General features: G+C 72.9%; 28 protein-coding genes. 23 read left to right on the forward strand and 5 right to left on the reverse strand.

Features of this window, described 5'->3' with window-relative positions; genetic code table 11:
• The first annotated feature begins 78 nt into the window (after nt 1–78).
• The 3 genes from hrcA to LV78_RS04910 all read left to right on the forward strand — a co-directional run bounded on the left by hrcA (nt 79) and on the right by LV78_RS04910 (nt 3,073).
• A complete protein-coding gene (gene hrcA / locus LV78_RS04900) occupies nt 79–1,101 on the forward strand; it encodes a heat-inducible transcriptional repressor HrcA (protein ID WP_253843518.1) in 1,023 nt (340 codons plus the stop codon).
• A gap of 86 nt (nt 1,102–1,187) precedes the next feature.
• Nucleotides 1,188–2,342 (forward strand): molecular chaperone DnaJ, encoded by a 1,155-nt coding sequence (gene dnaJ / locus LV78_RS04905; protein ID WP_015800084.1) that lies wholly within the window; start codon nt 1,188–1,190, stop codon nt 2,340–2,342.
• Nucleotides 2,339–3,073 (forward strand): 16S rRNA (uracil(1498)-N(3))-methyltransferase, encoded by a 735-nt coding sequence (locus LV78_RS04910; protein ID WP_253843519.1) that lies wholly within the window; start codon nt 2,339–2,341, stop codon nt 3,071–3,073. Before dnaJ ends, LV78_RS04910 begins: the two co-directional genes overlap by 4 nt.
• A 198-nt stretch (nt 3,074–3,271) precedes the next feature.
• Here LV78_RS04910 and LV78_RS04915 read toward each other — a convergent pair whose 3' ends face one another.
• A complete protein-coding gene (locus LV78_RS04915) occupies nt 3,272–4,492 on the reverse strand; it encodes an SGNH/GDSL hydrolase family protein (protein ID WP_253843520.1) in 1,221 nt (406 codons plus the stop codon).
• 96 nt (nt 4,493–4,588) lie between these two features.
• Nucleotides 4,589–5,827, reverse strand: a complete 1,239-nt coding sequence (locus LV78_RS04920; RefSeq protein ID WP_253843521.1) for an SGNH/GDSL hydrolase family protein — start codon at nt 5,825–5,827, stop codon at nt 4,589–4,591.
• A gap of 159 nt (nt 5,828–5,986) precedes the next feature.
• On the opposite strand from LV78_RS04920, the gene LV78_RS04925 reads away from it, so the two are divergent.
• Both LV78_RS04925 and LV78_RS04930 read left to right on the forward strand, forming a co-directional pair.
• A complete protein-coding gene (locus LV78_RS04925) occupies nt 5,987–6,652 on the forward strand; it encodes an alpha/beta hydrolase family protein (protein ID WP_253843522.1) in 666 nt (221 codons plus the stop codon).
• A 9-nt stretch (nt 6,653–6,661) separates the two neighbouring features.
• Entirely contained in the window at nt 6,662–7,003 is a 342-nt protein-coding gene (locus LV78_RS04930) for a histidine triad nucleotide-binding protein (protein ID WP_253843523.1), read from the forward strand.
• Nucleotides 7,004–7,039: 36 nt separating this feature from the next.
• Here LV78_RS04930 and LV78_RS04935 read toward each other — a convergent pair whose 3' ends face one another.
• A complete protein-coding gene (locus LV78_RS04935) occupies nt 7,040–7,831 on the reverse strand; it encodes a GNAT family N-acetyltransferase (protein ID WP_253843524.1) in 792 nt (263 codons plus the stop codon).
• A 132-nt stretch (nt 7,832–7,963) separates the two neighbouring features.
• Here LV78_RS04935 and LV78_RS04940 point away from each other — a divergent pair, with 132 nt between their 5' ends.
• The 13 genes from LV78_RS04940 to LV78_RS05000 all read left to right on the forward strand — a co-directional run bounded on the left by LV78_RS04940 (nt 7,964) and on the right by LV78_RS05000 (nt 18,080).
• Nucleotides 7,964–9,025 carry a PhoH family protein gene (locus tag LV78_RS04940; protein ID WP_253843525.1) on the forward strand — a complete coding sequence of 354 codons (1,062 nt, stop codon included), beginning with the start codon at nt 7,964–7,966 and terminating at the stop codon, nt 9,023–9,025.
• A gap of 5 nt (nt 9,026–9,030) precedes the next feature.
• Nucleotides 9,031–9,594, forward strand: a complete 564-nt coding sequence (gene ybeY / locus LV78_RS04945; RefSeq protein WP_253843526.1) for an rRNA maturation RNase YbeY — start codon at nt 9,031–9,033, stop codon at nt 9,592–9,594.
• A gap of 13 nt (nt 9,595–9,607) precedes the next feature.
• On the forward strand, nt 9,608–10,912 hold the full coding sequence (locus tag LV78_RS04950; protein ID WP_253843777.1) for a hemolysin family protein: 1,305 nt from the start codon (nt 9,608–9,610) through the stop codon (nt 10,910–10,912).
• Nucleotides 10,905–11,237 (forward strand): cytidine deaminase-like protein, encoded by a 333-nt coding sequence (locus tag LV78_RS04955; RefSeq protein ID WP_253843527.1) that lies wholly within the window; start codon nt 10,905–10,907, stop codon nt 11,235–11,237. The genes LV78_RS04950 and LV78_RS04955 overlap by 8 nt, the downstream gene beginning before the upstream one ends.
• Nucleotides 11,238–11,582: a (2Fe-2S) ferredoxin domain-containing protein gene (locus LV78_RS04960; protein ID WP_253843528.1), complete on the forward strand. Its 345-nt coding sequence runs from the start codon at nt 11,238–11,240 to the stop codon at nt 11,580–11,582.
• 112 nt (nt 11,583–11,694) lie between these two features.
• On the forward strand, nt 11,695–12,762 hold the full coding sequence (locus LV78_RS04965; protein ID WP_253843529.1) for a hypothetical protein: 1,068 nt from the start codon (nt 11,695–11,697) through the stop codon (nt 12,760–12,762).
• Nucleotides 12,763–12,972: 210 nt separating this feature from the next.
• Entirely contained in the window at nt 12,973–13,869 is an 897-nt protein-coding gene (gene era / locus LV78_RS04970) for a GTPase Era (RefSeq protein ID WP_253843530.1), read from the forward strand.
• Nucleotides 13,870–14,622 (forward strand): DNA repair protein RecO, encoded by a 753-nt coding sequence (gene recO, locus LV78_RS04975; RefSeq protein WP_096491909.1) that lies wholly within the window; start codon nt 13,870–13,872, stop codon nt 14,620–14,622.
• A gap of 34 nt (nt 14,623–14,656) precedes the next feature.
• Entirely contained in the window at nt 14,657–15,523 is an 867-nt protein-coding gene (locus tag LV78_RS04980) for an isoprenyl transferase (RefSeq protein ID WP_253843531.1), read from the forward strand.
• Nucleotides 15,520–15,948: a YbjN domain-containing protein gene (locus tag LV78_RS04985; protein ID WP_253843532.1), complete on the forward strand. Its 429-nt coding sequence runs from the start codon at nt 15,520–15,522 to the stop codon at nt 15,946–15,948. Before LV78_RS04980 ends, LV78_RS04985 begins: the two co-directional genes overlap by 4 nt.
• Before the next feature lie 2 nt (nt 15,949–15,950).
• Nucleotides 15,951–16,238, forward strand: coding sequence for a hypothetical protein (locus LV78_RS04990; protein ID WP_253843533.1), 288 nt, complete (start codon nt 15,951–15,953; stop codon nt 16,236–16,238).
• Between the two features lie 112 nt (nt 16,239–16,350).
• The gene (locus LV78_RS04995) at nt 16,351–17,355 is read left to right on the forward strand and encodes a permease (protein ID WP_253843534.1); all 1,005 of its coding nucleotides are present in this window, start codon (nt 16,351–16,353) and stop codon (nt 17,353–17,355) included.
• Nucleotides 17,352–18,080: a TIGR03943 family putative permease subunit gene (locus LV78_RS05000; RefSeq protein WP_253843535.1), complete on the forward strand. Its 729-nt coding sequence runs from the start codon at nt 17,352–17,354 to the stop codon at nt 18,078–18,080. The genes LV78_RS04995 and LV78_RS05000 overlap by 4 nt, the downstream gene beginning before the upstream one ends.
• 84 nt (nt 18,081–18,164) lie before the next feature.
• Here the strand turns inward: LV78_RS05000 and LV78_RS05005 are convergent, their stop codons facing one another.
• Both LV78_RS05005 and LV78_RS05010 read right to left on the reverse strand, forming a co-directional pair.
• Nucleotides 18,165–18,590 carry a Fur family transcriptional regulator gene (locus LV78_RS05005; protein ID WP_015800103.1) on the reverse strand — a complete coding sequence of 142 codons (426 nt, stop codon included), beginning with the start codon at nt 18,588–18,590 and terminating at the stop codon, nt 18,165–18,167.
• Entirely contained in the window at nt 18,587–18,988 is a 402-nt protein-coding gene (locus tag LV78_RS05010; RefSeq protein WP_253843536.1) for an ArsR/SmtB family transcription factor, read from the reverse strand. The genes LV78_RS05005 and LV78_RS05010 overlap by 4 nt, the downstream gene beginning before the upstream one ends.
• A 135-nt stretch (nt 18,989–19,123) precedes the next feature.
• Between LV78_RS05010 and LV78_RS05015 the strand changes: the two genes are divergently transcribed.
• The 5 genes from LV78_RS05015 to LV78_RS05035 all read left to right on the forward strand — a co-directional run bounded on the left by LV78_RS05015 (nt 19,124) and on the right by LV78_RS05035 (nt 23,249).
• A complete protein-coding gene (locus tag LV78_RS05015; protein ID WP_253843537.1) occupies nt 19,124–19,507 on the forward strand; it encodes an antibiotic biosynthesis monooxygenase family protein in 384 nt (127 codons plus the stop codon).
• Between the two features lie 861 nt (nt 19,508–20,368).
• On the forward strand, nt 20,369–20,575 hold the full coding sequence (locus LV78_RS05020) for a hypothetical protein (protein WP_253843538.1): 207 nt from the start codon (nt 20,369–20,371) through the stop codon (nt 20,573–20,575).
• A 66-nt stretch (nt 20,576–20,641) separates the two neighbouring features.
• A complete protein-coding gene (locus tag LV78_RS05025; RefSeq protein ID WP_253843539.1) occupies nt 20,642–21,004 on the forward strand; it encodes a hypothetical protein in 363 nt (120 codons plus the stop codon).
• 147 nt (nt 21,005–21,151) lie between these two features.
• Nucleotides 21,152–22,537, forward strand: a complete 1,386-nt coding sequence (locus LV78_RS05030) for a glycine--tRNA ligase (RefSeq protein WP_308208676.1) — start codon at nt 21,152–21,154, stop codon at nt 22,535–22,537.
• 379 nt (nt 22,538–22,916) lie between these two features.
• Entirely contained in the window at nt 22,917–23,249 is a 333-nt protein-coding gene (locus tag LV78_RS05035) for a hypothetical protein (protein WP_253843541.1), read from the forward strand.
• Nucleotides 23,250–23,312 lie beyond the last annotated feature (63 nt).

The raw sequence follows: 23,312 nt of genomic DNA on the forward strand, positions 1-23,312 counted from the left end.
ACCGGGGGGCGTCCGCTCCGTAAAATCGGGGCGAGGACATCAGGGGGCAGTGCCCCCTACCAGCGGAGGTGGCACGCGGTGAACGCTGATCAGCGGCGCTTCGAGGTGTTGCGCGCCATCGTTGCCGACTACGTCTCCAACCACGAGCCGGTCGGGTCCAAGGCGTTGGTCGAGCGGCACAACCTGGGGGTGTCCAGTGCGACCGTTCGCAACGACATGGCCTCGTTGGAGGAGGACGGTTACATCACCCAGCCGCACACCAGCGCTGGGCGGGTGCCTACCGACAAGGGGTATCGGCTGTTCGTCGACCGGCTGAGCGAGGTCAAGCCGTTGTCGACGGCTGAGCGGCGGGCCATTCACTCGTTCCTCGAGGGGGCCTGTGACCTGGACGACGTGCTGCGGCGCAGTGTTCGGCTGCTCGCGCAGCTCACTCGGCAGGTCGCCGTGGTGCAGTACCCGACGCTCAGCCGGGCCTCGGTGCGGCACCTCGAGGTGTTGGCCATCACCCCGGCGCGGTTGATGCTGATCCTGATCACCGACACCGGTCGGGTGGACCAGCGGTCGGTGGATCTCGGTGATGTCATCACCGAGGAGAACGTCGCCCGGATCCGCACGATGCTCAACGCCTCGCTGGTCGGCAAGCGGCTCGCGGACGCGTCCGCCGAGGTCGCCCAGCTGCCGGAGAAGGTGCCTGGCGAGCTCCGGGACATCGCCACCAGGGTCAGCACCGTGCTGATCGAATCCCTGGTCGAGCACCCCGAGGAGCGCCTGGTGCTGGGTGGCACGGCGAACCTCACCCGGAACGTGGCAGACTTCCCCGGTTCGCTGCGCCCGGTGCTGGAGGCGCTGGAGGAGCAGGTGGTGGTGCTCAAGCTGCTGGCGGCCTCGCACGACCCCGGCACCGTGCTGGTGCACATCGGGGAGGAGAACGAGGCGGCGGAGATGCGCGGCACCTCGGTCGTGTCCATCGGCTACGGCAGCGTCGACAAGCTGCTCGGCGGCATGGGCGTGGTCGGACCAACCCGGATGGACTACCCGTCCACGATGGCGGCCGTCAGGGCCGTCGCCCACTACGTGGGGGACATCCTCACCGTCCGGTGAGGGAACACCCCGCGCCCGCAGGACGTTTCGCAAGCGACGCAGGCTAGCGCGCGCGTGTTCCAGCGCGCCCGCAGGAGGACAGCACGGTGGCGAGGGACTACTACGGCACGCTCGGGGTCTCCAAGAACGCGACACCCGAGGAGATCAAGCGCGCCTACCGCAAGCTCGCGCGCCAGCTTCACCCGGACGTGAACCCCAACGAGGAAGCGCGCTTCAAGGAGGTGACCGCCGCCTACGAGGTCCTGTCGGACCCGCGCAAGCGGCAGGTCGTCGACCTGGGCGGCGACCCGCTGGAGCCGGGTGGCGGCGGGCGCGGCGCGGGTGGCGGCGACCCGTTCGCCGGCTTCGGGCTGGGCGACATCATGGACGCGTTCTTCGGCGCGGGCGCGGGAGGCGGCGGTCGTGGACCGCGCAGCCGCGTCCAGCCCGGATCGGACGCGTTGATCAGGCTCTCCATGACGCTGGAGGAGTGCGCGGCGGGTGCGAACCGCGAGCTGACGGTGGACACCGCGATCCTGTGCGACCGCTGCGTGGGCAGCGGCTGCGCGGAGGGCGCGTCCCCGGTGCGCTGCGACACGTGCGGCGGTCGTGGCGAGGTGCAGTCGGTGCAGCGCTCGTTCCTCGGCCAGGTCGTCACGGCCCGGCCGTGCCCGGTCTGCCGGGGCTTCGGCGAGGTCATCCCCGACCCGTGCCAGCAGTGCGCGGGCGACGGGCGGGTGCGCTCCCGCCGGACCATCTCGGTGCAGATCCCGGCCGGTGTGGCCGAGGGGATGCGGGTGCGGCTGGCCGGTCAGGGCGAGGTCGGCTCCGGTGGCGGCCCCGCCGGTGACCTGTACGTCGAGGTCGAGGAGATCGCCCACGACGTGTTCGAGCGCGACGGCTCCGACCTGCACTGCTCGGTGCGCATCCCGATGACGACGGCCGCGCTCGGCGCGGTGCTGCCGCTGTCCACCCTCGACGGCGAGGAGGAGCTGGAGATCGAACCCGGCACCCAGCCCGCCACCGAGCTGGTGCTCACCGGTCGCGGGATGCCGAGGCTGCGCTCCAACGGGCGCGTCGACGGGCGCGGTGACCTGCACGTTCACCTGGACGTGGTGGTGCCGACCAAGCTCGACGCCCGGCAGACCGAGCTGCTGCGCGAGCTGGCCTCGGTGCGCGGCGAGGAGGAGCCCTCGCTGTCGGGTGGCGGCAAGGGCGGCGGGCTGTTCTCCCGGCTGCGCTCCGGTCGCGGCCACCGGTGACCCTTCCGGTCTTCCTGGTCGAGTGCCTGCCCACCGGGTCCGTCGCGGTGCTGGACGGTCCGGAGGGCAGGCACGCGGCCACCGTGCGCAGGTTGCGCGCGGGTGAGCAGCTGGTGCTGTCCGACGGCAGCGGCGACCAGGTGCGCTGCGAGATCACCGAGGCGCTCAAGGACTCGCTGCGGCTGAGCGTGGTCGAGCGCTGGACCGTGCCCGAGCCCGGCGTGCGGGTCGTGCTGGTCCAGGCGCTGGTCAAGGGCGAGCGCGGCGAGCTGGCCGTGGAGCTGGCGACCGAGGCGGGCGTGGACGCCGTGCTGCCGTGGAAGGCGGCGCGGTGCGTGGCCAAGTGGGAGGACGGGCCGCGCGGGGCCAAGGCGCTCGGGCGCTGGCGGGCCACCGCCCGCGAGGCGGCCAAGCAGGCGCGCCGGGCGCGGGTCCCCGAAGTGGGGGAGCCGATGACCACGAAGCAGCTCGCGGCGCTCGCGTCGCGGGCCGCTGCGGTGCTGGTGCTGCACGAGTCCGCCGAAGTCGGGATCGGCTCGGTGGCGCTGCCACCCTCGGGTGAAGTCCTGCTGGTGGTCGGCCCGGAGGGCGGCATCGCGGAGCAGGAGCTGTCCGCGCTGGTGGAGGCGGGTGCGCACGTGGTCAGGCTGGGCCCCTCGGTGCTCAGGGCGTCCACGGCGGGGGCCGTCGCGCTGGGCGCTCTGGGCGTTTTGACCGATCGCTGGGCGTAGTGAGGACTGCTCTTTTCTGGCGAACGCGGGTGACAGCGGTTACCCTCGTGTCCTGAGGCGCCGCGCCGGCTACTGGTCGGTAGCGGACTCGCTCGGACGCGCCGGACACCTCCCCCCTCGGTCCGGCGGTTGCCGCGTCGCGGTGGGGCGACCCCCAGGTCCCACCGCGACGCAGGCTCTTCCTCCCGTCAGGCTTCGCTAGAGCAGCCGCAGGTCGATCGCGTTCGCCATGGCCTCGGTGCCAGCGTCGTTCGGGTGCAGGCCGTCGCCGCTGTCGTAGGCCGGGGCGAGCACGGCGTCGTCGTCGGGCGCGGCCGTGGCGGTCGCGAAGTCGATCACGGCGTCGAACTCGCCGGAGGTGCGGATCCAGGTGTTGACGGTGCGCCAGGTCGCCTCGCGCTCCGGGGTCCAGATGAACGAGGTCTTGAACGGCGTGATCGTGCCGCCGACGATGCGCACGTCCTTCCGGTGGGCCTGGGCGATCAGGTCGCGGAAGCCGGTGATCAGCTCGTCGGCGGTGGCGCTGAAGCCGATGTCGTTGACGCCCTCCAGCACGATCACCGTCCGCACGCCGGTCTGGCCGAGTGCGTCGCGGGCGAAGCGGGTCGTGCCCGCGACGCCGTAGTAGGGCTCGCCCTCGCGGTCGGCGACCAGCCGGTTGCCGCCGAGGCCCGCGTTGACCACGGACGGGGCGTTCCTGCGCTCGGCCAGGCGGCGGGCCAGGAAGTCCGGCCAGCGGCGGTTGGTGTTGCCGGTGGTCGCGGAGGTGTCGGTGATCGAGTCGCCGAACGCCACGACCGTCCCCGCAGGCCGCTCCCGCGCCACGTCGACGGCGCTCACTCCCATCCAGCACGGGGTGTCGGTGAAGCCGGTCCCGGTGCGGTCATTGGTCTTGTCACCGGTGGCCAGGTAGTTGCCCTGGGCGGTGAACGGGTGGTTGGTCAGCGGACCGGTCGGGCCGGGGAAGTGCACGCTGACCAGCAGCGTCGACAGGGCCGCCACGTCCAGGCGCACCGGGTCGCTGAGCAGCTCCCGGCCTGCGGGTATCCGGGCCTGGCGCGACCCGCCGAACGTCACCGGCCTGGTCGTGCCGGGGACGGGCCGCGCGCCCGCGTCCTGGCGGGCGACGGAGGTGCGGTCGACCAGCAGCGGCGACGCGCCGAAGGCGTTGCTGAGCCTGATCCGCACCAGGCCGCCGCCCGCGCTGGTGAACACCACGTTCCGCACGGTCTGATCGGTCAGCCCGGTCCCGGCCGGGCAGTCGCTCCACGGGATCGTGCTGCCGACCACCGGGCTGGCCGCCCAACCGCCCACCCAGCGCGCCCGGTCGGTCCCGGCCTGCCCCTGCGCGCTCCCGACCGGCAGACCTGCTGCCAGCACCGCCGCCAGTAACGCCCCGAGCACCGCTCTCGGCCCCATCGCCGCTCCTCACCAGCTCGCATCGCCCACCTGACGACGCTGGTGGCCGCGAGCGGGCCGGTCAACCCGCTGCCCGGAGCAAGGCGGGCCGCCTGCTCAGAGCAGTCGCAGGTCGACCGCGTCCGCCATGGCCTCGGTGCCCGCGTCGTTCGGGTGCAGGCCGTCGCCCCGGTCGTAGGCGGGGGCGAGCACGGCGTCGTCGTCGGGCGCGGCCATGGCGGTCGCGAAGTCGATCACGGCGTCGAACTCGCCGGAGGTGCGGATCCAGGTGTTCACGGTGCGCCAGGTCGCCTCGCGTTCCGGGGTCCAGACGAACGAGGTCTTGAACGGCATGATCGTGCCGCCGACGATCCGCACGTCCTTCCGGTGGGCCTGGGCGATCAGGTCGCGGTAGCCCGCGATCAGCTCGTCGGCGGTGGCGCTGAAGCTGAGGTCGTTGACGCCGGACAGGACGATGACGGTGCGCACGCCGGTCTGGCCGAGTGCGTCGCGGGCGAAGCGGGTGGTGCCCGCGACGCCGTAGTGCGGCTCGTCGGGGCGGTCGGCGACCAGGCAGTTGCCGCCGAGGCCCGCGTTGACCACGGAGGGCGTTCGGCCGCCCCGCTTCGCGAGGCGGCGGGCCAGGAAGTCGGGCCAGCGGCGGTTGGTGTTGTCCGTGCTCGCCGCCGTGTCGGTGATCGAGTCGCCGAACACCACGATCGCGCCCGCCGAGGGCTCCCCCCGCTCGGCCACGTCGACGGCGCTCACGCCCATCCAGCACGGGGTCGCGGCGAAGCCCTCGCCGGTGCGGTCGTCGGTCCGGTCGCCGGTGGCCAGGTAGTTGTCCTGGGCGGTGAACGGGTGGTTGGTCAGGGGGCCGGTGGGGCCGGGGAAGTGCACGCTGACCAGCAGCGTCGACAGGGCCGCCACGTCCAGGTCGACCGGGTCGCTGACCAGCTCGCCGCCTGCGGGGACCCGCGCGCTCCGGGCGCCGTCGAAGGTCAGCGCCCTGGTCGTGTCCGGCGCCGGGGCCGCCCCTGACCCCCGCACCGCGACCGAGGCGCGGTCGACCGCCAGCGGGGTCGTGCCGAAGGCGTTGCCCAGCCTGATCCGCACCAGGTCGCCGCCCGCGCTGGCGAACACCACGTTCCGCACGGTCCGGTCGGTCAGCCCCTCGCCCGAGGGGCAGTCGTTGTGCGGGTTGCGCCCGCCCACCACCGGGCTCGCCGCCCAGGCCCCCGCCCAGTCCGCCCGCGCCCCGTCGAGGTCCGCCCACGCGCCCGCGGCGACCACCCCCACGACCAGCGCCGCAGCCAGTCCAGCGCCGGCTGCCGCCCGCACCGCTCTCGCCCCCATCACCGCTCCTCAACCGCTAGCACCGCCAACCTGTCGACGTTGGCCGGCGCGGGCGGAACGGACAATCCGCCGGGCGGAGCAAGATCAACAGCGTTCGGCGTAAACGATCAAGAAAACCTGCTCCCCGCACCACTGGGCGCGGTGCGGTTCACTGGTCGCGTGCAGCGCATCGAGTACGGCCCCGACCCCGACCAGTTCGGCGAGCTGACCGGTTCCGGACCGGTCGTCGTGGTGATCCACGGCGGGTTCTGGCACCAGCGCTACACGCTCTCCCTCGGCCGCCCCCTGGCCGCCGACCTCGCCGCGCACGGCGTCACCGCGTGGAACGTCGAGTACCGCCGGGTCGGCGGGACCGGCGGCTGGCCGCAGACCGGCGACGACGTCCTGGCCGCCGTCGACGCGCTCGACCCCGCGCTCGGCCCCGTCGTCACCCTCGGCCACTCGGCGGGCGGCCACCTCGCCGTGTGGGCCGCCGCCCGGCACCCCAGGGTCGTCGGCGCGGTCGCGCAGGCGGGCGTCCTGGACTTCCACCAGCACCCGCAGATCACCCGCCGCGCCGCCGAGCTGCTCGGCGCCACCCCCGACGAGGCCCCCGAGCGCTACGCCGACGCCTCACCCGCCGCCGCGCCCCCGGTCGGCAAGCCCGTCGTGCTCGTGCACGGCGACCGCGACGAGGACGTGCCGCTCGCCCAGAGCGAGGCGTTCGCGCAGGCCACCGGCGCGCGGCTGATCACGATCCCCGGCGCCGGGCACCTGGACCTGATCACCGTCGGCACCCCCGCGTGGGAGGCCTGCCGCACCGCCGCGCTGAGCTTGGTCCACTAGCCTCCGGGCATGGACGACTGCCTGTTCTGCAAGATCGCCACCGGCGCCATCCCCGCCACCGTCGTGCACCAGTCCGACACCGTCATCGCGTTCCGCGACATCGCGCCGCAGGCGCCCGTGCACGTCGTGCTGGTCGCCAAGCGGCACGACACCGACGCCGTCGCGCTGGCCAAGGCCGCCCCCGGAGCGCTCGACGAGCTGTTCCTGGCGGCGGGCGAGGTCGCCGAGGCCGAGGGCGTCGGCGAGTCCGGCTACCGGCTGCTGTTCAACACCGGCCGCGACGCGGGCCAGACCGTCTTCCACGCCCACCTGCACCTGCTCGGCGGCAAGCCGCTCGGCCCGCTGGCCTGAGCGCGGGCCCGTCACCACCCGCCGGTGGTGACGGGCTCAGCCCAGCGCCTGCATGATCGGCGCGAACAGCCGCTCCCGGCGACCGGGCAGCCGGTCGGCGCCCAGCACCATCGGCGTCACCCGGTAGCCCTCGCGCATCCCGTTCCCCAGCAGCCACGCGCGCACCTCGGCGTCGTGCGTGTCCACCCGCGCGTTCCGCCCGGACACCAGGTCCGCCACCAGCGCCCTCGCGCCCGCCGCGTCCTCGGCCACCACCGGCCCCACCACCAGCGGGCTCGGGTCGGCCCAGCAGGCCGCGAACCCGGACGGCGACACCACCACCCGCTCGGCGAACCCGAGGTAGGCGTCCCACAGCGCCGACCGGTCCGCGCCGAACACCTCCGCGTCCAGCGCCACCAGCGCCGCCGGGTCGGCGGGCGGCGACGTCGCGCCGGACGGCGGCCCGGTGAAGATCCCGAAGTGCGTGACCAGCTCCGGGCCCGCCACCACGAACCCGAGCTTCTCGTACAGCGGCAGGCCCTGCTCCGTGGCGTGGAGGGACACCACCGGCGCGTCCGCGTGCGCCAGCGCCGCCTCCACCAACCGGCGCCCCAGCCCCCGGCCCTGCCTGCCTTCGGCCACCAGCACCATGCTCACCGCCGCGTGCCCGTCGCCGTAGCGGGTCAGCACGGTCGTGCCGACCAGGGCGGTGCCGTCGAACAGCCCGAACCCGGTGCCCGTGGCCAGCAGGAACCGCCACTTGCGCTCCTCGTGGGACCAGCCCCGGCCGGTGGCGAGGGCGAGGCAGGCGGGGACGTCGTCGGGGGTCAGAAAGCGCAGCTCTTCCACGGTCCCCAGTAGACCCCCGACGTCGGGGGGCCCGTTACTCCGGTGCACCCGGCGGCTTCGGGCGGCTAGCATCGGTGGTGACCCGATCCGACGGATTCGACGCGAAAGCGCAGGAAGCAGGCCCGAGGCCACGTGGCCGACACCGCTGACAGCACGCCGCAGGCGCAAGCTCGCTCCAAGTTCTCCGTGCCGGACGGCGCGGTGCTCGCACTCCTCGGATCGCGCGACGAGAACCTCCGCGAGGCGGAGGACCTGCTCGACGCCGACGTCCACGTCCGGGGGAACGAGATCACCCTGACCGGGGAGCCCGCGGACGTGGCGTTCGCCGAGCGGGTGTTCACCGAACTCGTCACCCTCGCCAGCCGGGGCCAGCAGCTCGGCGCCGACGCGGTGCGCCGCACGATCGCGATGCTGTCGGCGGGCACCAGCGAGTCCCCGGCCGAGGTGCTGAGCCTGGACATCATCTCCCGGCGTGGCCGCACCATCCGCCCGAAGACGCTCAACCAGAAGCACTACGTCGACGCCATCGACAAGAACACGATCGTGTTCGGCCTCGGCCCGGCGGGCACCGGCAAGACCTACCTGGCGATGGCGAAGGCCGTGCAGGCCCTCCAGGCCAAGCAGGTCACCCGGATCATCCTGACCAGGCCTGCCGTCGAGGCGGGCGAGCGCCTGGGCTACCTGCCGGGCACCCTGAACGACAAGATCGACCCGTACCTGCGCCCGCTGTACGACGCGCTGCACGACATGGTCGAGCCGGAGTCCATCCCGCGCCTGATGCAGGCGGGCACGATCGAGGTCGCGCCGCTGGCTTATATGCGTGGCAGGACCTTGAACGACGCCTTCATCATCCTCGACGAGGCCCAGAACACCACGCCCGAGCAGATGAAGATGTTCCTCACCCGGCTCGGCTTCGGGTCGAAGGTCGTCGTCACCGGTGACACCACCCAGGTCGACCTGCCCGGTGGGCAGCGCAGCGGCCTGCGGGTGGTCCGGGACATCCTGGACGGGGTCGAGGACGTGCACTTCTCCGTGCTGACCAGCGGTGACGTGGTCCGGCACAAGCTGGTCGCCGACATCGTCGACGCCTACGAGAAGTGGCAGGTCGACCAGGACGAGCAGGCCGTCGGGGGCCGTGACGGCCAGCACCGGGGACCCGGTGCGCGGGCTCGGGGCGAGCGGCGGGGACGATAGGCGCCGTGAGCATCGAGATCGCTAACGAGTCGGGCGCGCAGGTCGACGAGGCTTCCATCGTCGCCGCCGCCCGGTTCGCGCTGGACCGCATGGGGGTCAGCCCGCTGGCGGAGCTGTCCGTGCTGCTGGTCGAGCTGGACGTGATGGCCGACCTGCACCAGCGCTGGATGGACCTGCCCGGTCCGACCGACGTGATGGCCTTCCCCATGGACGAGCTGGACTCGGCCCGCCGCCCCGACGCGGCCGGGCTCGGGCCCGCGCTGCTGGGCGACATCGTGCTGTGCCCCGCGTTCGCCGAGGACCAGGCCGCCAAGGCCGGGCACAGCCTGATGGACGAGCTGCACCTGCTGACCGTGCACGGCGTGCTGCACCTGCTGGGCTACGACCACGCCGAGCCCGCCGAGGAGCGCGAGATGTTCACGCTCCAGAACCGCATCCTGGGCGACTACCGGGGTTCGATCGCGGAGGCCGAGCGGAAGACGGCGCAGCGCGCGGCCGACTCGAAGCTGCTGGGCGCGGCGGGGCTCGAGGACGACGGTCCCGAGCAACCCGCCGAGCCGAGCGCCTGAGGCGGCCGGGGTGATCGCCGGTTCCACCAGCCTGCTGGTGCTGGCCGTCCTGCTCATCCTGGGCGCGGGCGCGTTCGCCGGGGTCGACGCCGCGCTGGGCACGGTGTCGCGGGCCCGCGTGGAGGCGCTGCTGCGGCAGGGCAGGCCCGGCGCCAAGCAGCTGATGCTGGTGCTGGGCGACCGGCCCAGGCACGTGAACCTGCTCCTGCTGCTGCGCCTGGGCTGCGAGCTGGCCGCGACGGTCCTGGTGACCGTGGTCAGCTTCCGGCTGGTGCCGGTGGGCTGGGTCGCGGTGCTGACGGCGGGCGCGAGCATGCTGGTCGTGTCGTACGTGCTGGTCGGCGTCGGCCCGCGCACCCTCGGCCGCCAGCACCCGTACGCGGTGAGCCTGCTGGCCGCCGCGCCGGTGCGGGTGCTCGGCCGGGTGCTGGGGCCGCTGAGCAAGCTGCTGATCCTGGTCGGCAACGCGATCACGCCGGGCAAGGGCTTCCGCGAGGGGCCCTTCTCGTCCGAGGTGGAGCTGCGCGAGCTGGTCGACATGGCGCAGGAGCGCGGCGTCGTCGACGAGGGCGAGCGCGAGATGATCCACTCGGTGTTCGAGCTGGGTGACACGATCGCCCGCGAGGTGATGGTGCCGCGCACCGAGATCGTGTGGATCGAGCAGGCCAAGTCGGTGCGGCAGGCGCTGGCGCTGTCGCTGCGCACCGGGTACACGCGGGTGCCGGTGATCGGCGAGAGCGTGGACGACATCGTCGGCGTGGTGAACCTGAAGGACCTGGTGCGGATCGCGCTGTCCGAGCAGCCGAACGGCAAGCTCGTGTCGGACGTGATGCGCCCGCCCGCGTTCATCCCGGACACCAAGCCGGTCGCTGACCTGCTGCGGGAGATGCAGCTGTCGCGCAACCACCTGGCGGTCGTGGTGGACGAGTACGGCGGCACGGCCGGGCTGCTGACCATCGAGGACATCCTGGAGGAGATCGTCGGGGAGATCACCGACGAGTCCGACACGGACGACCGGCAGCCGGTGGAGCACCTGGCGGACGGGGCGGTGCGGGTGAGCGCGCGGCTGCCCGTCGACGACCTGGACACGCTGTTCGGCACGGAGCTGGACGACCACGAGGTGGAGACGGTCGGCGGTCTGCTGGCGCAGCGCCTCGGCCGGGTCCCGCTGCCGGGGACGGAGGCCGAGATCGCGGGCCTGCGGATGCGCGCCGAGGGCGGCAAGGACGAGCGGGGCCGGATGCGCATCACGACCGTGCTGGTGCGCCCGCTGGCCAGGCCCGCTGAGGACGACGAGGGGAGCGGCGGCGATGAGTGAGCTCGGTCCGGAGGACCAGAAGATCGTGACGTTGGCCAGGTCGGCGCGGGCCCGCACGGGCGCGGCCGAGGGCGCGGCGGTGCGGGACACCGACGGGCGCACCTACGCGGCGACCACGGTCGCGCTGCCGTCGCTGGCGCTGACGGCGCTGCAGGCTGCGGTGGCGGCGGCGGTGGCCAGCGGCGCCGAGGGCCTGGAGGCGGCGGCGGTGGTGACCGGGGCGGACGCGCTGGACGCCGCGTCGGTGGCGGCCGTGCGCGACCTGGGCGCGTCGGCGCCGGTGTTCCGGGCGGACGGCTCGGGCGCGGTCGTGGAGACGGCGTAGGTGCGGGACTACGTGACGGTGTGCCGGGGTTGTTGCTGCGGCACGGTCAAGAAGCACCCGGACTTCGACCACGAGCACCAGCTGGCCAGGCTGCGCGAGCTGGCGGCGGCGTCGGGCGGGCGGCTGAGCGTGCGGACGGCGGACTGCCTGGACGCGTGCGAGAGCTCGAACGTGCTGGTGGTGAAGCCGCGCGGCCAGCAGCCGGTGTGGCTGGGGTTCGCGCTGGACGACGGCGTGGTGGACGACGTGGCGTCCTGGCTGGACGCGGGCGGCCCGCTACCGGAGCGGCTGGCGCTGAACCGGGTGTCACCGCCGAAGCCGGCGAAGAAGGCGAAGAAGAAGTGAGCCGCGCCCGCCTGCCGGTGTCCCCGGTGGGCGGGCGCCCCCGCTTGCGCCGCGCGCACGCGGGGGCGGATCATGGGTTCATGATCAACGGAATCGAGCGCACCGCTCTCCGGTGAGCGACGTGATCGGGGCGAGCCCCCGACCCCCTTGGTGCGCGATGCTCACCCGCCTGCACCGCGCGGCCCCGGACGGGCCGCTGCCCGAGGTCCTCACGAACCCCCCTCCCGAGCGGCGCCGGTGGGTGGACGGGGAGGACAAGGCCCAGGAGCGGGCGATCGTCCGCGTGCTGGACGCCCACTTCGCCGATCCCGACCGCGATCCTGCGGCACTGGCGCGCGCGGCGCGCGGGCTGACCTTCCCGCTGCACGGGCGGAAGTCGATCAGCGCGGCGGCCCGGCGCGCGGGAGCCGACCGCGCCCACCGGACGGGCCTCTGGCTGGTGCGGCACGGCACGGCACCCGCCGAGGTGATGGCGGGGCTCACCCTGCTGGTGGCCTGGCTGGACCTGAGCGCGCCGCTCGTCCCGAGAGCCGTGCCGGGGGAGGCCGACGCGGAGCTGGTGCGGGTCCTCGCGCTGGACGACTCCTGCGTCGTCGCCGCGCTCAGCGTGCTGCGGGGCCTGCCCGACCACCTGCTCTGGGTGGCCGAGCGCAGCAGGGGCTGGGAGCGGGTGCTCGCGGTCGAGGAGATCTGCCGCTCCGCCGCCGGTGAGCTGCGGCACTGGCTGCTCCGCCACGCCTGCGACGGCGACTACCTCAACCACTACTTCGTGCGGAAGGTGGCCGAGCGCGCCGACCTGGAGGGCGCCATGGCTCGCCCGGACGCGGACGACGCGCTGGTGGACCACACCGGCGTGCTGCTGGTGTTCCTCGCGGAGAGCGGCCCGAGCGCGATCGTCCTGCACGACTACGAGCCCGCGCGGCGCGTGCTGGCCGCTCACGCCGCCCACCTGTCCCGCCAACGGCCGACCTGGACGCGCTACCGCAGGACGCTGCTGCTCCTGCGGATGCTCCTGGCGGACGACGCGGAGTTCCCCACCGCGACCGATCGGGCGGCGTACGCCGCCGTCCTGGACCGGGACGACTGGCGCGCGGTCGCCCGAGCGGGCGCGGCGGCCGAGGACGCCGGGTGGTGGGGCTTCGAGACGGTCCGCGCGCTGGGCCTGCGCCCCGTCGGCTGAGCCGCCCGACGACCGCTCCCGGCGGGCCCCACCCGCCGGGAGCGGTCCCACCCGCCCGTCCCCCCGAACGGGCGGCTCGCGCCCGCCGTCGCGCCCGATCCCGCCCCGCCGCCCACCCGAACCCCGCCCGCCCGCGTTCTGCCGGGCATCCGCGCCCTGCCCCTCCCCGCCCGGCGGCGGGCGGGAACGGACACCAGGGACAATGGGCGGATGGATGGTTACCGCTCCGGCTTCGCGTGCTTCGTCGGCCGCCCGAACGCTGGCAAGTCGACGCTGACCAACGCGCTGGTCGGGACCAAGGTCGCGATCACCTCCAGCAAGCCGCAGACCACCCGGCACACCATCCGGGGCATCGTGCACCGCGAGGACGGCCAGCTGATCCTGGTCGACACCCCCGGCCTGCACCGGCCGCGCACCCTGCTCGGCCAGCGCCTCAACGACCTCGTCCGGGAGACCTGGTCCGAGGTGGACGTGGTCGGGTTCTGCGTGCCCGCCGACCAGAAGGTCGGCCCCGGCGACAAGTTCATCGCCGCCGAGCTTGCCAAGATCGCCCAGCGCACCCCCGTCATCGGCATCGTCACCAAGACCGACCTCGTCCCCCAGCAGCAGGTCCTCGAACAGCTGATCGCGCTGCAGAACGTGATGGAGTTCGCCGAGATCATCCCGGTCTCCGCGGTCGACGGCTACCAGGTCGACACCCTCTCCGACCTGCTGCTCGGCAAGCTCCCGGAGGGCCCGCCGCTCTACCCGGACGGCGAGCTGACCGACGAGCCCGAGCAGACCCTGGTCGCCGAGCTGATCCGCGAGGCCGCGCTGGAGGGCGTGCGCGACGAGCTGCCGCACTCCATCGCCGTCGTGGTGGAGGAGATGCTGCCCCGCGAGGGCCGCGACGACCTGGTCGACATTCACGCGAACGTGTTCGTGGAGCGCCCCTCCCAGAAGGCGATCATCCTCGGCCACCGGGGTGAGCGCCTCAAGCAGGTCGGCATCACCTCCCGCCGCCAGATCGAGAAGCTCCTCGGCACCCGCGTCTACCTCGACCTGCACATCAAGATCGCCAAGGACTGGCAGCGCGACCCGAAGCAGCTGCGCAGGCTGGGGTTCTAGGTGGCCAACCTGTACCGGGACACGGGGGTGGTCCTGCGGGTGCAGAAGCTCGGCGAGGCCGACCGGATCATCACGCTGCTCACCCAGCGCCACGGCAAGCTGCGCGCGGTCGCCAAGGGCGTGCGCCGCACCTCGTCGCGGTTCGGGGCGCGGCTGGAGCCGTTCGGGCACGTCGACGCGCAGTTCCACCCCGGCCGCACGCTCGACGTCATCACCCAGGTGGAGACGATCGACGCGTTCGGCGTGGTCCTGGTCGACGACTACCAGCGGTACACGGCGGGCTGCGCCGTGCTGGAGACCGCCGACCGGCTCACCTCCGAGGAGAACGCCCCGGCCCTGCGGCTGTACCTGCTGGTCACCGGCGCGCTGCGGGCCCTGGCCGACGGGCGGCGCGACCCGTCGCTGCTGCTCGACGCGTTCCTGCTGCGCGCGATGGCGTTCGCGGGCTGGGCCCCGGCGGTGGGCGAGTGCGCCCGCTGCGGCGAGCCGGGCCCGCACCGGTCGTTCAACGTGCAGGCGGGCGGGGTGGTCTGCGCCAACTGCCGCCCGCCCGGCAGCGCCTCACCATCGGGTGAGACGCTGCGCTTGCTCGCCGCGCTGCTGCACGGCGAGTGGGACGTGGTCGACGAGATCCCGACCGGTCCGCGCCGCGAGGGCAGCGGGCTGGTCGCGGCGCACCTCCAGTGGCACTTGGAGCGCCAGCTCCGGTCGCTTCCCCTGGTGGAGCGCAGGCAGTCGACCGCCGAGAACTAAGAGCCGCCTCCGCACCAACCCCGAGAGGACAGTCATGCTCCGCCGCAGGAGGGCCGAGCGCGAGACGCGCGCACCACGGCCCCCGGAACCCCTCGCGTCGGGCGCGAAACCCCCCGCGATCCCGGCCGAGTTCGTGCCCAAGCACATCGCGATCGTCATGGACGGCAACGGCCGCTGGGCCAACCAGCGCGGCCTGTCGCGGGTGGAGGGCCACAAGCGCGGCGAGGCCAACGTGGTCGAAGCCGCCAAGGGCGCCATCGAGATGGGCGTGAAGTGGCTGTCGCTGTACGCCTTCTCCACCGAGAACTGGCGGCGCAGCCCCGAGGAGGTCCGCTTCCTCATGGGCTTCAGCCGCGACGTGATCCACCGCCGCACCGACGAGCTGGACGAGCTGGGCGTGCGGGTGCGCTGGTCGGGGCGCAGGCCCCGGCTGTGGCGCAGCGTCGTCACCGAGCTGGAGTCCGCGCAGGAGCGGACGAAGAACAACACCACGCTCAACCTGGCGATGTGCATCAACTACGGCGGGCGCGCCGAGGTCGGCGACGCCGCCCGCGAGATCGCCCGCCTCGCCGCCGCGGGCAAGATCAACCCGGACAAGGTGGACGAGCGCACCATCGCCCGCTACCTGTACCAGCCGGAGATGCCCGACGTCGACCTGTTCATCCGGCCCTCCGGCGAGCAGCGCACGTCCAACTTCATGCTGTGGCAGTCCGCGTACGCCGAGCTGGTGTTCCAGGACATCCTGTGGCCGGACTTCAGCCGCGAGGACCTGTGGCGCGCCTGCGAGGAGTACGCCATGCGCGACCGCCGCTTCGGCGGCGCGATCGACAAGCCGGACGACCGCACCGGGCCCGACCCCGGCCCGGACGACGCCCCCGAACCCGATGAGGAGACCTCGTGACCGACGAGGACGCCGAGGTCACCGCCCGGCTGCTCACCTCGGCCCGCACCGCGCTGGAGCTGTTCCACGAGGTGCACGTGGACGACGACGGCGCGCTGAGCTTCCGGCACGGCGACGTCCCCTGCGCGGTGCAGGCGATGCGGCTGGCCGAGGGCCTGACCGTGCTGAGCCTGACCTGCGTCGTCGCCTGGGACCTGCCGCACAGCCCCGACCTGGCCTCGTCGGCCGCCGAGCGGGCCGGTCAGGGCCTGTTCGGCACGCTCGGCGTGATCCACACCGACCGGGGCATGGACGTCACCCTGCGCTACGCCTTCCCCGCGGAGGGCCTCGACCCCGAGCCGCTCAGCACCCTGCTGATGCTCGTCGTTTCCACCGCCTCGCAGCTGCGCGGCGAACTGCTGGCCAGAGCGGAAGGCGGAGCCTGATCATGGGTGGCGTTGTGGTGTACGAGCCCGAGGACGCCGACGAGGTCGAGGGCCTGCCCTGGGCGGTCACCTTCGAGGCCTCCGGCGGCGAGGACTGGGGCAGCTTCGTGTGCGGGCCCTACCTGCGCGACGACGCGGTGGCGCTCGCCGAGTCCGTGGTGACCCAGCGGCGCGGCAAGGTGCACGCCGTGGTCGAGCCGCTGCTGCCGGTCGAGGACGTGGCCGACGTGCTGGCCACCATCGACGAGCTGCAGGAGGAGTACGAGGAGGACGACGAGGACGAGGTCTAGTCCCCGGAGCGGGCGCGGACCGGTCCCGGCGGGGCCGGTCCGCGCCGGGACTTCCCGGCCCGTTCCCCGGTCGTTCCTCCGAACGCGTGAGCGGCGTGGCATCATCTCGGCAATGACAATCACTGGCGAGATCAGGGGGCCGCGCCGCCCGCGCGCCCGCTGGCGCGTCACCTCGCTGGAGGTCCTGTGCGGCCTCCTCGTGCTGGCCCTGCTGCTGCAGGACTGGCTGGTGGGGGTGCTCGACGTGCCCGCGCTGCGCACCGGCGCCACGGTCTTCGTCGCGGTGTGCGTGCAGGCCATGCCGTTCCTCGTGCTCGGCGTGCTCATCAGCGGCGCGATCGCCGCGTTCGTGCCCGCCTCCCTGCTGCGCCGCGCCATGCCGCGCAACCCCGCGCTGGCCGTGCCGGTCGCCGGGATCGCCGGTGTCGCGCTGCCCGGCTGCGAGTGCGCGTCGGTGCCGGTGGCCAGGCGGCTCATGCAGCAGGGCGTCGCGCCCGCCGCCGCGCTGGCGTTCCTGCTCGCCGCGCCCGCCGTGAACCCGGTGGTGCTGGTGTCCACGGCCGTGGCGTTCAAGGACGCGCCGCTGATGGTGCCCGCCCGGTTCGTCGGCTCGCTGCTGACCGCCGTGGTGATGGGCTGGTTGTGGACCCGCTTCGGCAAGGCCGAGTGGATCGCCGAGCGGGCGCTGCGCCGCATCCCCGACCGCGACGGGCGCTCGCGGTGGGCGGTGTTCGCGGAGACCGCGCGGCACGACCTGGTCGAGGCGGGCGGGTTCCTGGTGCTCGGCGGGCTGTTCGCGGCGGTGTTCAACGTGCTGGTGCCCACGGCGTGGCTGGAGACGCTGGGCGCCCAGATCGCGCTCGCGGTGCTCGTGATGGCGCTGCTGGCGGTCGTGCTCGCGCTGTGCAGCGAGGCCGACGCGTTCGTGGCCATGTCGATGTCCGCGCTGCCGCTGCTGCCCCGGCTGGTGTTCCTGGTCGTGGGGCCGGCCGTGGACGTGAAGCTCGTCGCGCTCCAGGCGGGCGCTTTCGGACGGAAGTTCGCCGCGCGGTTCGCGCCTGCCACGTTCGTGGTGGCGGTGGCCTGCGCGCTGGTGTCGGGGTGGGTGTTCCTGTGAGGCGCGAGACCCAGAACGTGCTGCTCGTGCTGCTCGGCGGCGCGCTGCTGAAGCTGGCGCTGACCGGGACGTACCTGCGGTACGTGAAGGCGTCGCTGCAACCGTGGCTGGTGGCCACCGGGGTGGTGATGGTGCTGCTGGCGCTGGTGGCGATCGTGCGGGACGTGCGGGCCCAGCACGCCCAGGCGACCTCCGGCGGGTCCGAGGCCCACGACGACCACGAGCACGGCGGCAGCCGCAGCCCGTGGCTGCTCCTGCTGCCGGTGCTCGCGGTGTTCCTGATCAGCCCGCCCGCGCTCGGCTCGGACAGCGTCAGCCGGGCCGACGACGGGCAGCCGCAGGCGCAGGCGGCCACCGGCGGGTTCGCGCCGCTCGCGGACGACGCGGTGGTGCCGCTGACCATCACCGAGTTCGTCACCCGCACCGCCTGGGACGACTCCGGCTCGCTCGACGACCGCACCGTGAAGCTCACCGGGTTCGTGGCGCGGGTCGACGGTCAGGTCTACGTGGCGCGCCTGGCCATCTCGTGCTGCGCCGCCGACGCCCGGCCGATCAAGGTGCTGCTCACCGGCGCGGACATGGGCGCGTGGGCGACCGACCAGTGGGTCGAGGTGACCGGGCGGTACGTGCCGGGCACGGCCACCGTGGAGACCGCGTACGTGCCGACGTTCACCGTGCGCGAGGTCGTCGCCATCACCGCGCCGCAGGAGACGTACGAGGGCTGACGCGCGCCTGCCCCGGACCCCCGCGCTGGCGGGTCCGGGGCAGGGCGTCGTTCGCGGTGCCGCGTTCCGGGCGGCGCGCTCCGGTCAGGACCGGGCGGCCGTGCAGTCCGCGCAGGTGCCGAAGATCTCCACGGTGTGGCTGATCGCGGAGAACCCGTTCTCCTCGGCGACCCGGTCCGCCCACTTCTCCACCGCCGGTCCCTCGACCTCCACGGTGTGGCCGCAGTGGCGGCACACCAGGTGGTGATGGTGGTGGGCGGAGCAGCGGCGGTAGATCGCCTCGCCGGAGTCCGTGCGCAGCACGTCCACCTCGCCCGCCTCGGCCAGCGACTGGAGGGTGCGGTAGACCGTGGTCAGACCGATGCCCTCACCGCGCTTGCGCAGCTCCTCGTGCAGCTCCTGGGCCGAGCGGAACTCGTCGAGCTGGTCGAGCAGCTTGGACACGGCGGTGCGCTGCTTGGTGGAACGCAGCCCCGGCACCGCGGTGCCGGGACGCTCGCTTGTCGTCACAGGTCCTCCGTCCGGGACGTACGGGCCTCGTTGATACCACGAGTGGTCTCCTCCGCGTGCGTCACCGCGTCGACGACGATGTGCGCGAGGTGCTCGTCGGCGAGCCGGTAGACCACCTCCCGGCCGTGCCGCTCGCCGTGCACGACGCCCGCGGCCTTGAGCACGCGCAGGTGCTGGCTGATGAGCGGCTGGGCCACGCCCAGCGCCTCGACCAGCTCGTGCACGCAGCGGTCGGACTCGCGCAGCTGCAGCACGATCGCGATGCGGACCGGCGCGGCCAGCGCGCGCAGGAGCTCGCCCGCGGCCTCCAGGGTGCCGGTCGGCGGGCGGGCCGGGGCCGGGCGCGGCGCCTCGCGACCGGGGGAGTGCACGTGCTCGCCCCTCACCCCAACCGTCACGGCGCCTCCCACTTGGCATGGATTTTCACCCCCAATACTAGGCGCTCCCCGGCCCGACCCCGAGGTCGTTCCCGAGGCGGTCCCCGGTCGCGGCCCGAGCCGGGCGGCGGGGCGGGCCCGTGGGAGGCTTGCCCGATGTTGCTCGTGTGCAGGTTCGACGTCCCGGAAGAGGCAGCCGAGCAGTTCACCGCCAGGGCCGCCGAGGCGCTGGCCCTGCTCACCGCCCAACCCGGTTGCCTGCGCGCCGACCTGGCCCGCTCGATGGACGAGCCGGACCGCTACGCGCTGACGGCGGAGTTCGAGTCGGTCGTCGCCTACCGCCGCGCCCTGTCCCCGTTCCCGGTGCGCGAGGCGGTCGTGCCGCTGCTGTCCGAGGCGATCGCCGAGCAGTCCGGCACGTACGAGCCGCTGCTCGCGGCCAGCGGCGGCGAGGTCGACCGCAGGACCAGCCTGGTGGCGAGCGACGCGTTCACGGTCCGGCTGGGGGAGGCGGCGGAGCCGAGCAGCAGGCCCCGGTAGCGGGGCGCGCCGGGCGGGTGCGGGAATAAGCGCGTCAGGTTACCGGGCGGGGAGCGGTGTCGGTGACCCTGTTCGATTCAGAACGTTTCACGTCGTTCCAATCCGGTTCACCGGGCGCTCCTCCTTGCTAAAAACTCTCTTCTCGGCCACTCTGGTCGTCGCGGCACCCCGCTCGGGGCTCGGTGTCGCCCGCCGGTGGGGAGCGGTTTGCGGGAGGGGACTTTTTTGAGGATCGATGCCGTTGAATTTGGAATTTTTCCGGCACCGAGAGCAGGACGGCTCCGCTGCTCCTCGTGCTCGCTGTCCCCGACGTTGAATCACGGAATTCCCGGCGACGGGGGTGCGGTGATGTCCTCACCCCGAGGAGCGGCGCGGGAACTGCCCGAGGTCTGACTCCCCCTGGACATCCCGGAGCTCTCTTCCGCTGCACGTGACCTGGACGTGGGCATCGGGACTGAAGAAGGGCCTCCCATGGCGGTGGGGGGCCCTTCGCCCTCTCCCACGCCTTCTCGGGGCGTTGTGCGCCGGGAGTATGAGTCTCCCGTACCGCATCCGGTATAGCTCCGCACTATTGCGGAGCATAGGGGGATGAATTTCGCGTAGTCGATGCGAGCTGTCTCGGAACCTCCTGCGGCCGATGTCGAGCGGTCCTCTTGATTCGGTTCTCGCTCGCTACCTCTCTTTGACGATTCGGATATAGTCGCCTCTGCGCCTCCTGGGGCCTGCCAGCCCAGCTTTCGGGAGATGTCGTGGATCAGACCCACGTCCAGGTCGGTCAACTTCGTTGATTTCACGTTCAGGGACGTCTCGAACAGCGGGGACGTCCAGGTGAAGAGAGGTGTGCAGGCGAAGGTTCGTTTCATGTGCTTCCTGTGGATCACGGGCGTGGTCGCGCCCGCGATGCTCGCGGCGTTCCTGGTCGCCGGGTTCTCCGGGACGGAGAGCGCCACCGCTGCCGGGCTGGTCGCCGCTGCGGCGGCCGAGGTCGCGATCCGGTTGCTCAACACCCCTGGCTCCGGTGGGCGGGACGGCTCGGGCGGCGGCGCCCCCGTCCCCGCCGTGCTGTGACCTGACGACCTGACAGCGCCGAACCCCGTGCGGGACCCGAGGGCCTCGCACGGGCAGGAGGTCCCCATGCCCCACTCCGATCCCGAGATCGCCCGCGCGGTCGAGGAATTCGCACTCTCCCTCCGGCGGGCTCGCCGAGAGGCTGGTGAGCCGTCCCTGCGGGAGTTGGCTCATCGGGCCAAGCCCCGAGGGTCGATCAGCACCTTCCAGCGCGCCTTCGCGGGGAATGCCCTGCCCTCCTGGGACACCGTCGACGCACTGCTCCACGCGGGGCTCGACCAGTCCGCCGAGCAGGTCGACCAGGTGTGGCGGCCCCGCTGGATCGCGGTGAAGGACCTGCTGTCGCCCCTGGGCGGGAGCGCGTTGCCAGGGCGGTCCGCCCCGGTCCTCTCACTGGCCGTGGCCACCGGGCGGCGGCGGAGCGCGTGACGTCCGGCGGGGGAGTTGTCGGGCTCCCCCGCCCCGCCGCGATCACCGCCCGTGATCCACACCCGCCCACGGTCGCCCGATGGGGAGCGCGGGCCGGGGACTACCCTGACGCATCCGTTTTCCCTGCCAGCCCCGATGGAGCTCCCCGTGGCAGCCGATCGCATCGAGACCGTCGTCAGCCTCTGCAAGCGCCGTGGCTTCGTCTACCCGTGCGGCGAGATCTACGGTGGCACCCGGTCCGCGTGGGACTACGGGCCGCTCGGGGTCGAGCTCAAGGACAACATCAAGCGCCAGTGGTGGAACTTCATGGTGCGCGGGCGCGAGGACGTCGTCGGGCTGGACTCCTCCGTCATCCTGCCGCGCGAGGTGTGGACCGCCTCCGGGCACGTCGAGGCGTTCGTCGACCCGCTGGTCGAGTGCAACTCCTGCCACAAGCGGTTCCGGCAGGACACGCTGTCCGAGGAGTACGCCGAGCGCACCGGCAAGGACGTCGCCGAGGGCGACGTCTCCGACGTGCCGTGCCCCAACTGCGGGACGCGCGGGCAGTACACCGAGCCGCGCATGTTCAACGGCCTGCTCAAGACGCACCTCGGCCCGGTCGAGACCGAGGAGGGCCTGCACTACCTGCGGCCCGAGACCGCGCAGGGCATCTTCACGAACTTCCTGAACGTGCAGACCACCTCGCGCCGCAAGCCGCCGTTCGGCATCGGCCAGATCGGCAAGTCGTTCCGCAACGAGATCACGCCGGGCAACTTCATCTTCCGCACCCGCGAGTTCGAGCAGATGGAGATGGAGTTCTTCGTCGAGCCCGGCACCGACGAGCAGTGGCACCAGTACTGGATCGACGAGCGCACCCGCTGGTACACCGGGCTGGGCATCGCGCAGGAGAACCTGCGGCACTACGAGCACCCGGCGGAGAAGCTCTCGCACTACGCGAAGCGCACCGTCGACATCGAGTACCGCTTCCGCTTCGGCGGCCAGGAGTGGGGCGAGCTGGAGGGCATCGCCAACCGCACCGACTTCGACCTCACCACGCACTCGAACCACTCGGGCGTCGACCTGTCGTACTTCGACCAGGCCACGAACTCGCGCTACCGCCCGTTCGTGATCGAGCCGGCGGCGGGCGTCGGCCGTCCGATGATGGCGTTCCTGCTGGAGGCCTACACCGAGGACGAGGCGCCCAACGCCAAGGGCGGCGTGGACAAGCGGGTCGTGCTGCGGCTGGACCGCAGGCTCGCGCCGGTGAAGGCGGCCGTGCTGCCACTCTCGCGCAACGCCGACCTGTCGCCCAAGGCGAAGGACCTGGCCACCGCGCTGCGCAAGCACTGGAACGTGGAGTTCGACGACGCGGGGGCGATCGGCCGCCGGTACCGCAGGCAGGACGAGATCGGCACGCCGTTCTGCGTGACGGTCGACTTCGACACCCTCACCGACCACGCGGTGACCGTGCGCGAGCGCGACACCATGTCGCAGGAGCGGGTGTCCATGGACCAGATCGAGGGCTACCTGGCGGCCCGGCTGATCGGGGCCTGACCGCCCCCCGACGCCTCTCCTGACGCCTCCCCGGACGGCGCCCGCGCGACCACCGCGCGGGCGCCGTCCGGCGTCCACGGGTGAGCCGCCGGTCTCCGGGAGCGGTCCCCGAAAGCATCGGCGGGGAAAGCTGATTCCACCGCTCACCCTTCCGGGTGGAGAATTCACCGTGATAACACCGTGATATGGAAATTCTTTCACGTTTTTCTGTCACGGTCAGTAATGTGAAACCGTGTGCATGTTCCATCTCACCAACTACCGGGTGATACTTCGTCGCCACGGAGTAAAGCTGGGACGTCTTCAACCACCGCGTCACCCTCCCCTGTGACACTGGAGTCACGAATCGGACAAACAGTCGCCGATTCCCACGATCGGGGAGGTGGTTGCGGTGCGCTCGTCGGCGATCTTCCTCGTGCTCGCCCTGGTGGCCGCCTTCCTCACCTGCGAGGTCGACCCGGCGGCCGTCCGCTCGCACGGCGGGCACTCCGGGGGCCACTCCAGCAGCGAGGAGAAGATCCCCCGCGAGCTGCGCGAAGCCCCCAAGTTCCGGGCGGGCGCCCTGGAGGAGCGGCGCGAGCGCCCCACCCGCCCCGTCGCCCGCCCGGCCTTCCCCGGCCGGTCGAACCCGCCCGCCACGATCTCCGCCCCGCCCGCCGAGCCGGACGCCGACCCGTGGACGTCCCCACCAGCCCTCCAGGTTTTCCGCAACTGATCCACCGCGCCGCGCCACCCCTCGCCGAAATTCCCCACCGCGAGGAGAAACCGCATTCCTGCG

Origin of the sequence: Actinosynnema pretiosum (genome assembly GCF_024171695.1) — a bacterium.
Taxonomy (GTDB): domain Bacteria; phylum Actinomycetota; class Actinomycetes; order Mycobacteriales; family Pseudonocardiaceae; genus Actinosynnema; species Actinosynnema pretiosum.

Excerpts from the sequence above, each read along its gene's own strand:
- LV78_RS04990 (WP_253843533.1), top strand. The coding sequence starts at position 15,951 with ATGGGTGGCGTTGTGGTGTACGAGCCCGAGGACGCCGACGAGGTCGAG.
- LV78_RS04930 (WP_253843523.1), top strand. The coding sequence starts at position 6,662 with ATGGACGACTGCCTGTTCTGCAAGATCGCCACCGGCGCCATCCCCGCC.
- LV78_RS05020 (WP_253843538.1), top strand. The coding sequence starts at position 20,369 with ATGTGCTTCCTGTGGATCACGGGCGTGGTCGCGCCCGCGATGCTCGCG.
- LV78_RS05015 (WP_253843537.1), top strand. The coding sequence starts at position 19,124 with ATGTTGCTCGTGTGCAGGTTCGACGTCCCGGAAGAGGCAGCCGAGCAG.
- LV78_RS04980 (WP_253843531.1), top strand. The coding sequence starts at position 14,657 with ATGCTCCGCCGCAGGAGGGCCGAGCGCGAGACGCGCGCACCACGGCCC.
- LV78_RS04995 (WP_253843534.1), top strand. The coding sequence starts at position 16,351 with ATGACAATCACTGGCGAGATCAGGGGGCCGCGCCGCCCGCGCGCCCGC.
- LV78_RS05025 (WP_253843539.1), top strand. The coding sequence starts at position 20,642 with ATGCCCCACTCCGATCCCGAGATCGCCCGCGCGGTCGAGGAATTCGCA.
- LV78_RS04915 (WP_253843520.1), bottom strand. The coding sequence starts at position 4,492 with ATGGGGCCGAGAGCGGTGCTCGGGGCGTTACTGGCGGCGGTGCTGGCA.
- LV78_RS04955 (WP_253843527.1), top strand. The coding sequence starts at position 10,905 with ATGAGTGAGCTCGGTCCGGAGGACCAGAAGATCGTGACGTTGGCCAGG.
- era (WP_253843530.1), top strand. The coding sequence starts at position 12,973 with ATGGATGGTTACCGCTCCGGCTTCGCGTGCTTCGTCGGCCGCCCGAAC.
- LV78_RS04920 (WP_253843521.1), bottom strand. The coding sequence starts at position 5,827 with ATGGGGGCGAGAGCGGTGCGGGCGGCAGCCGGCGCTGGACTGGCTGCG.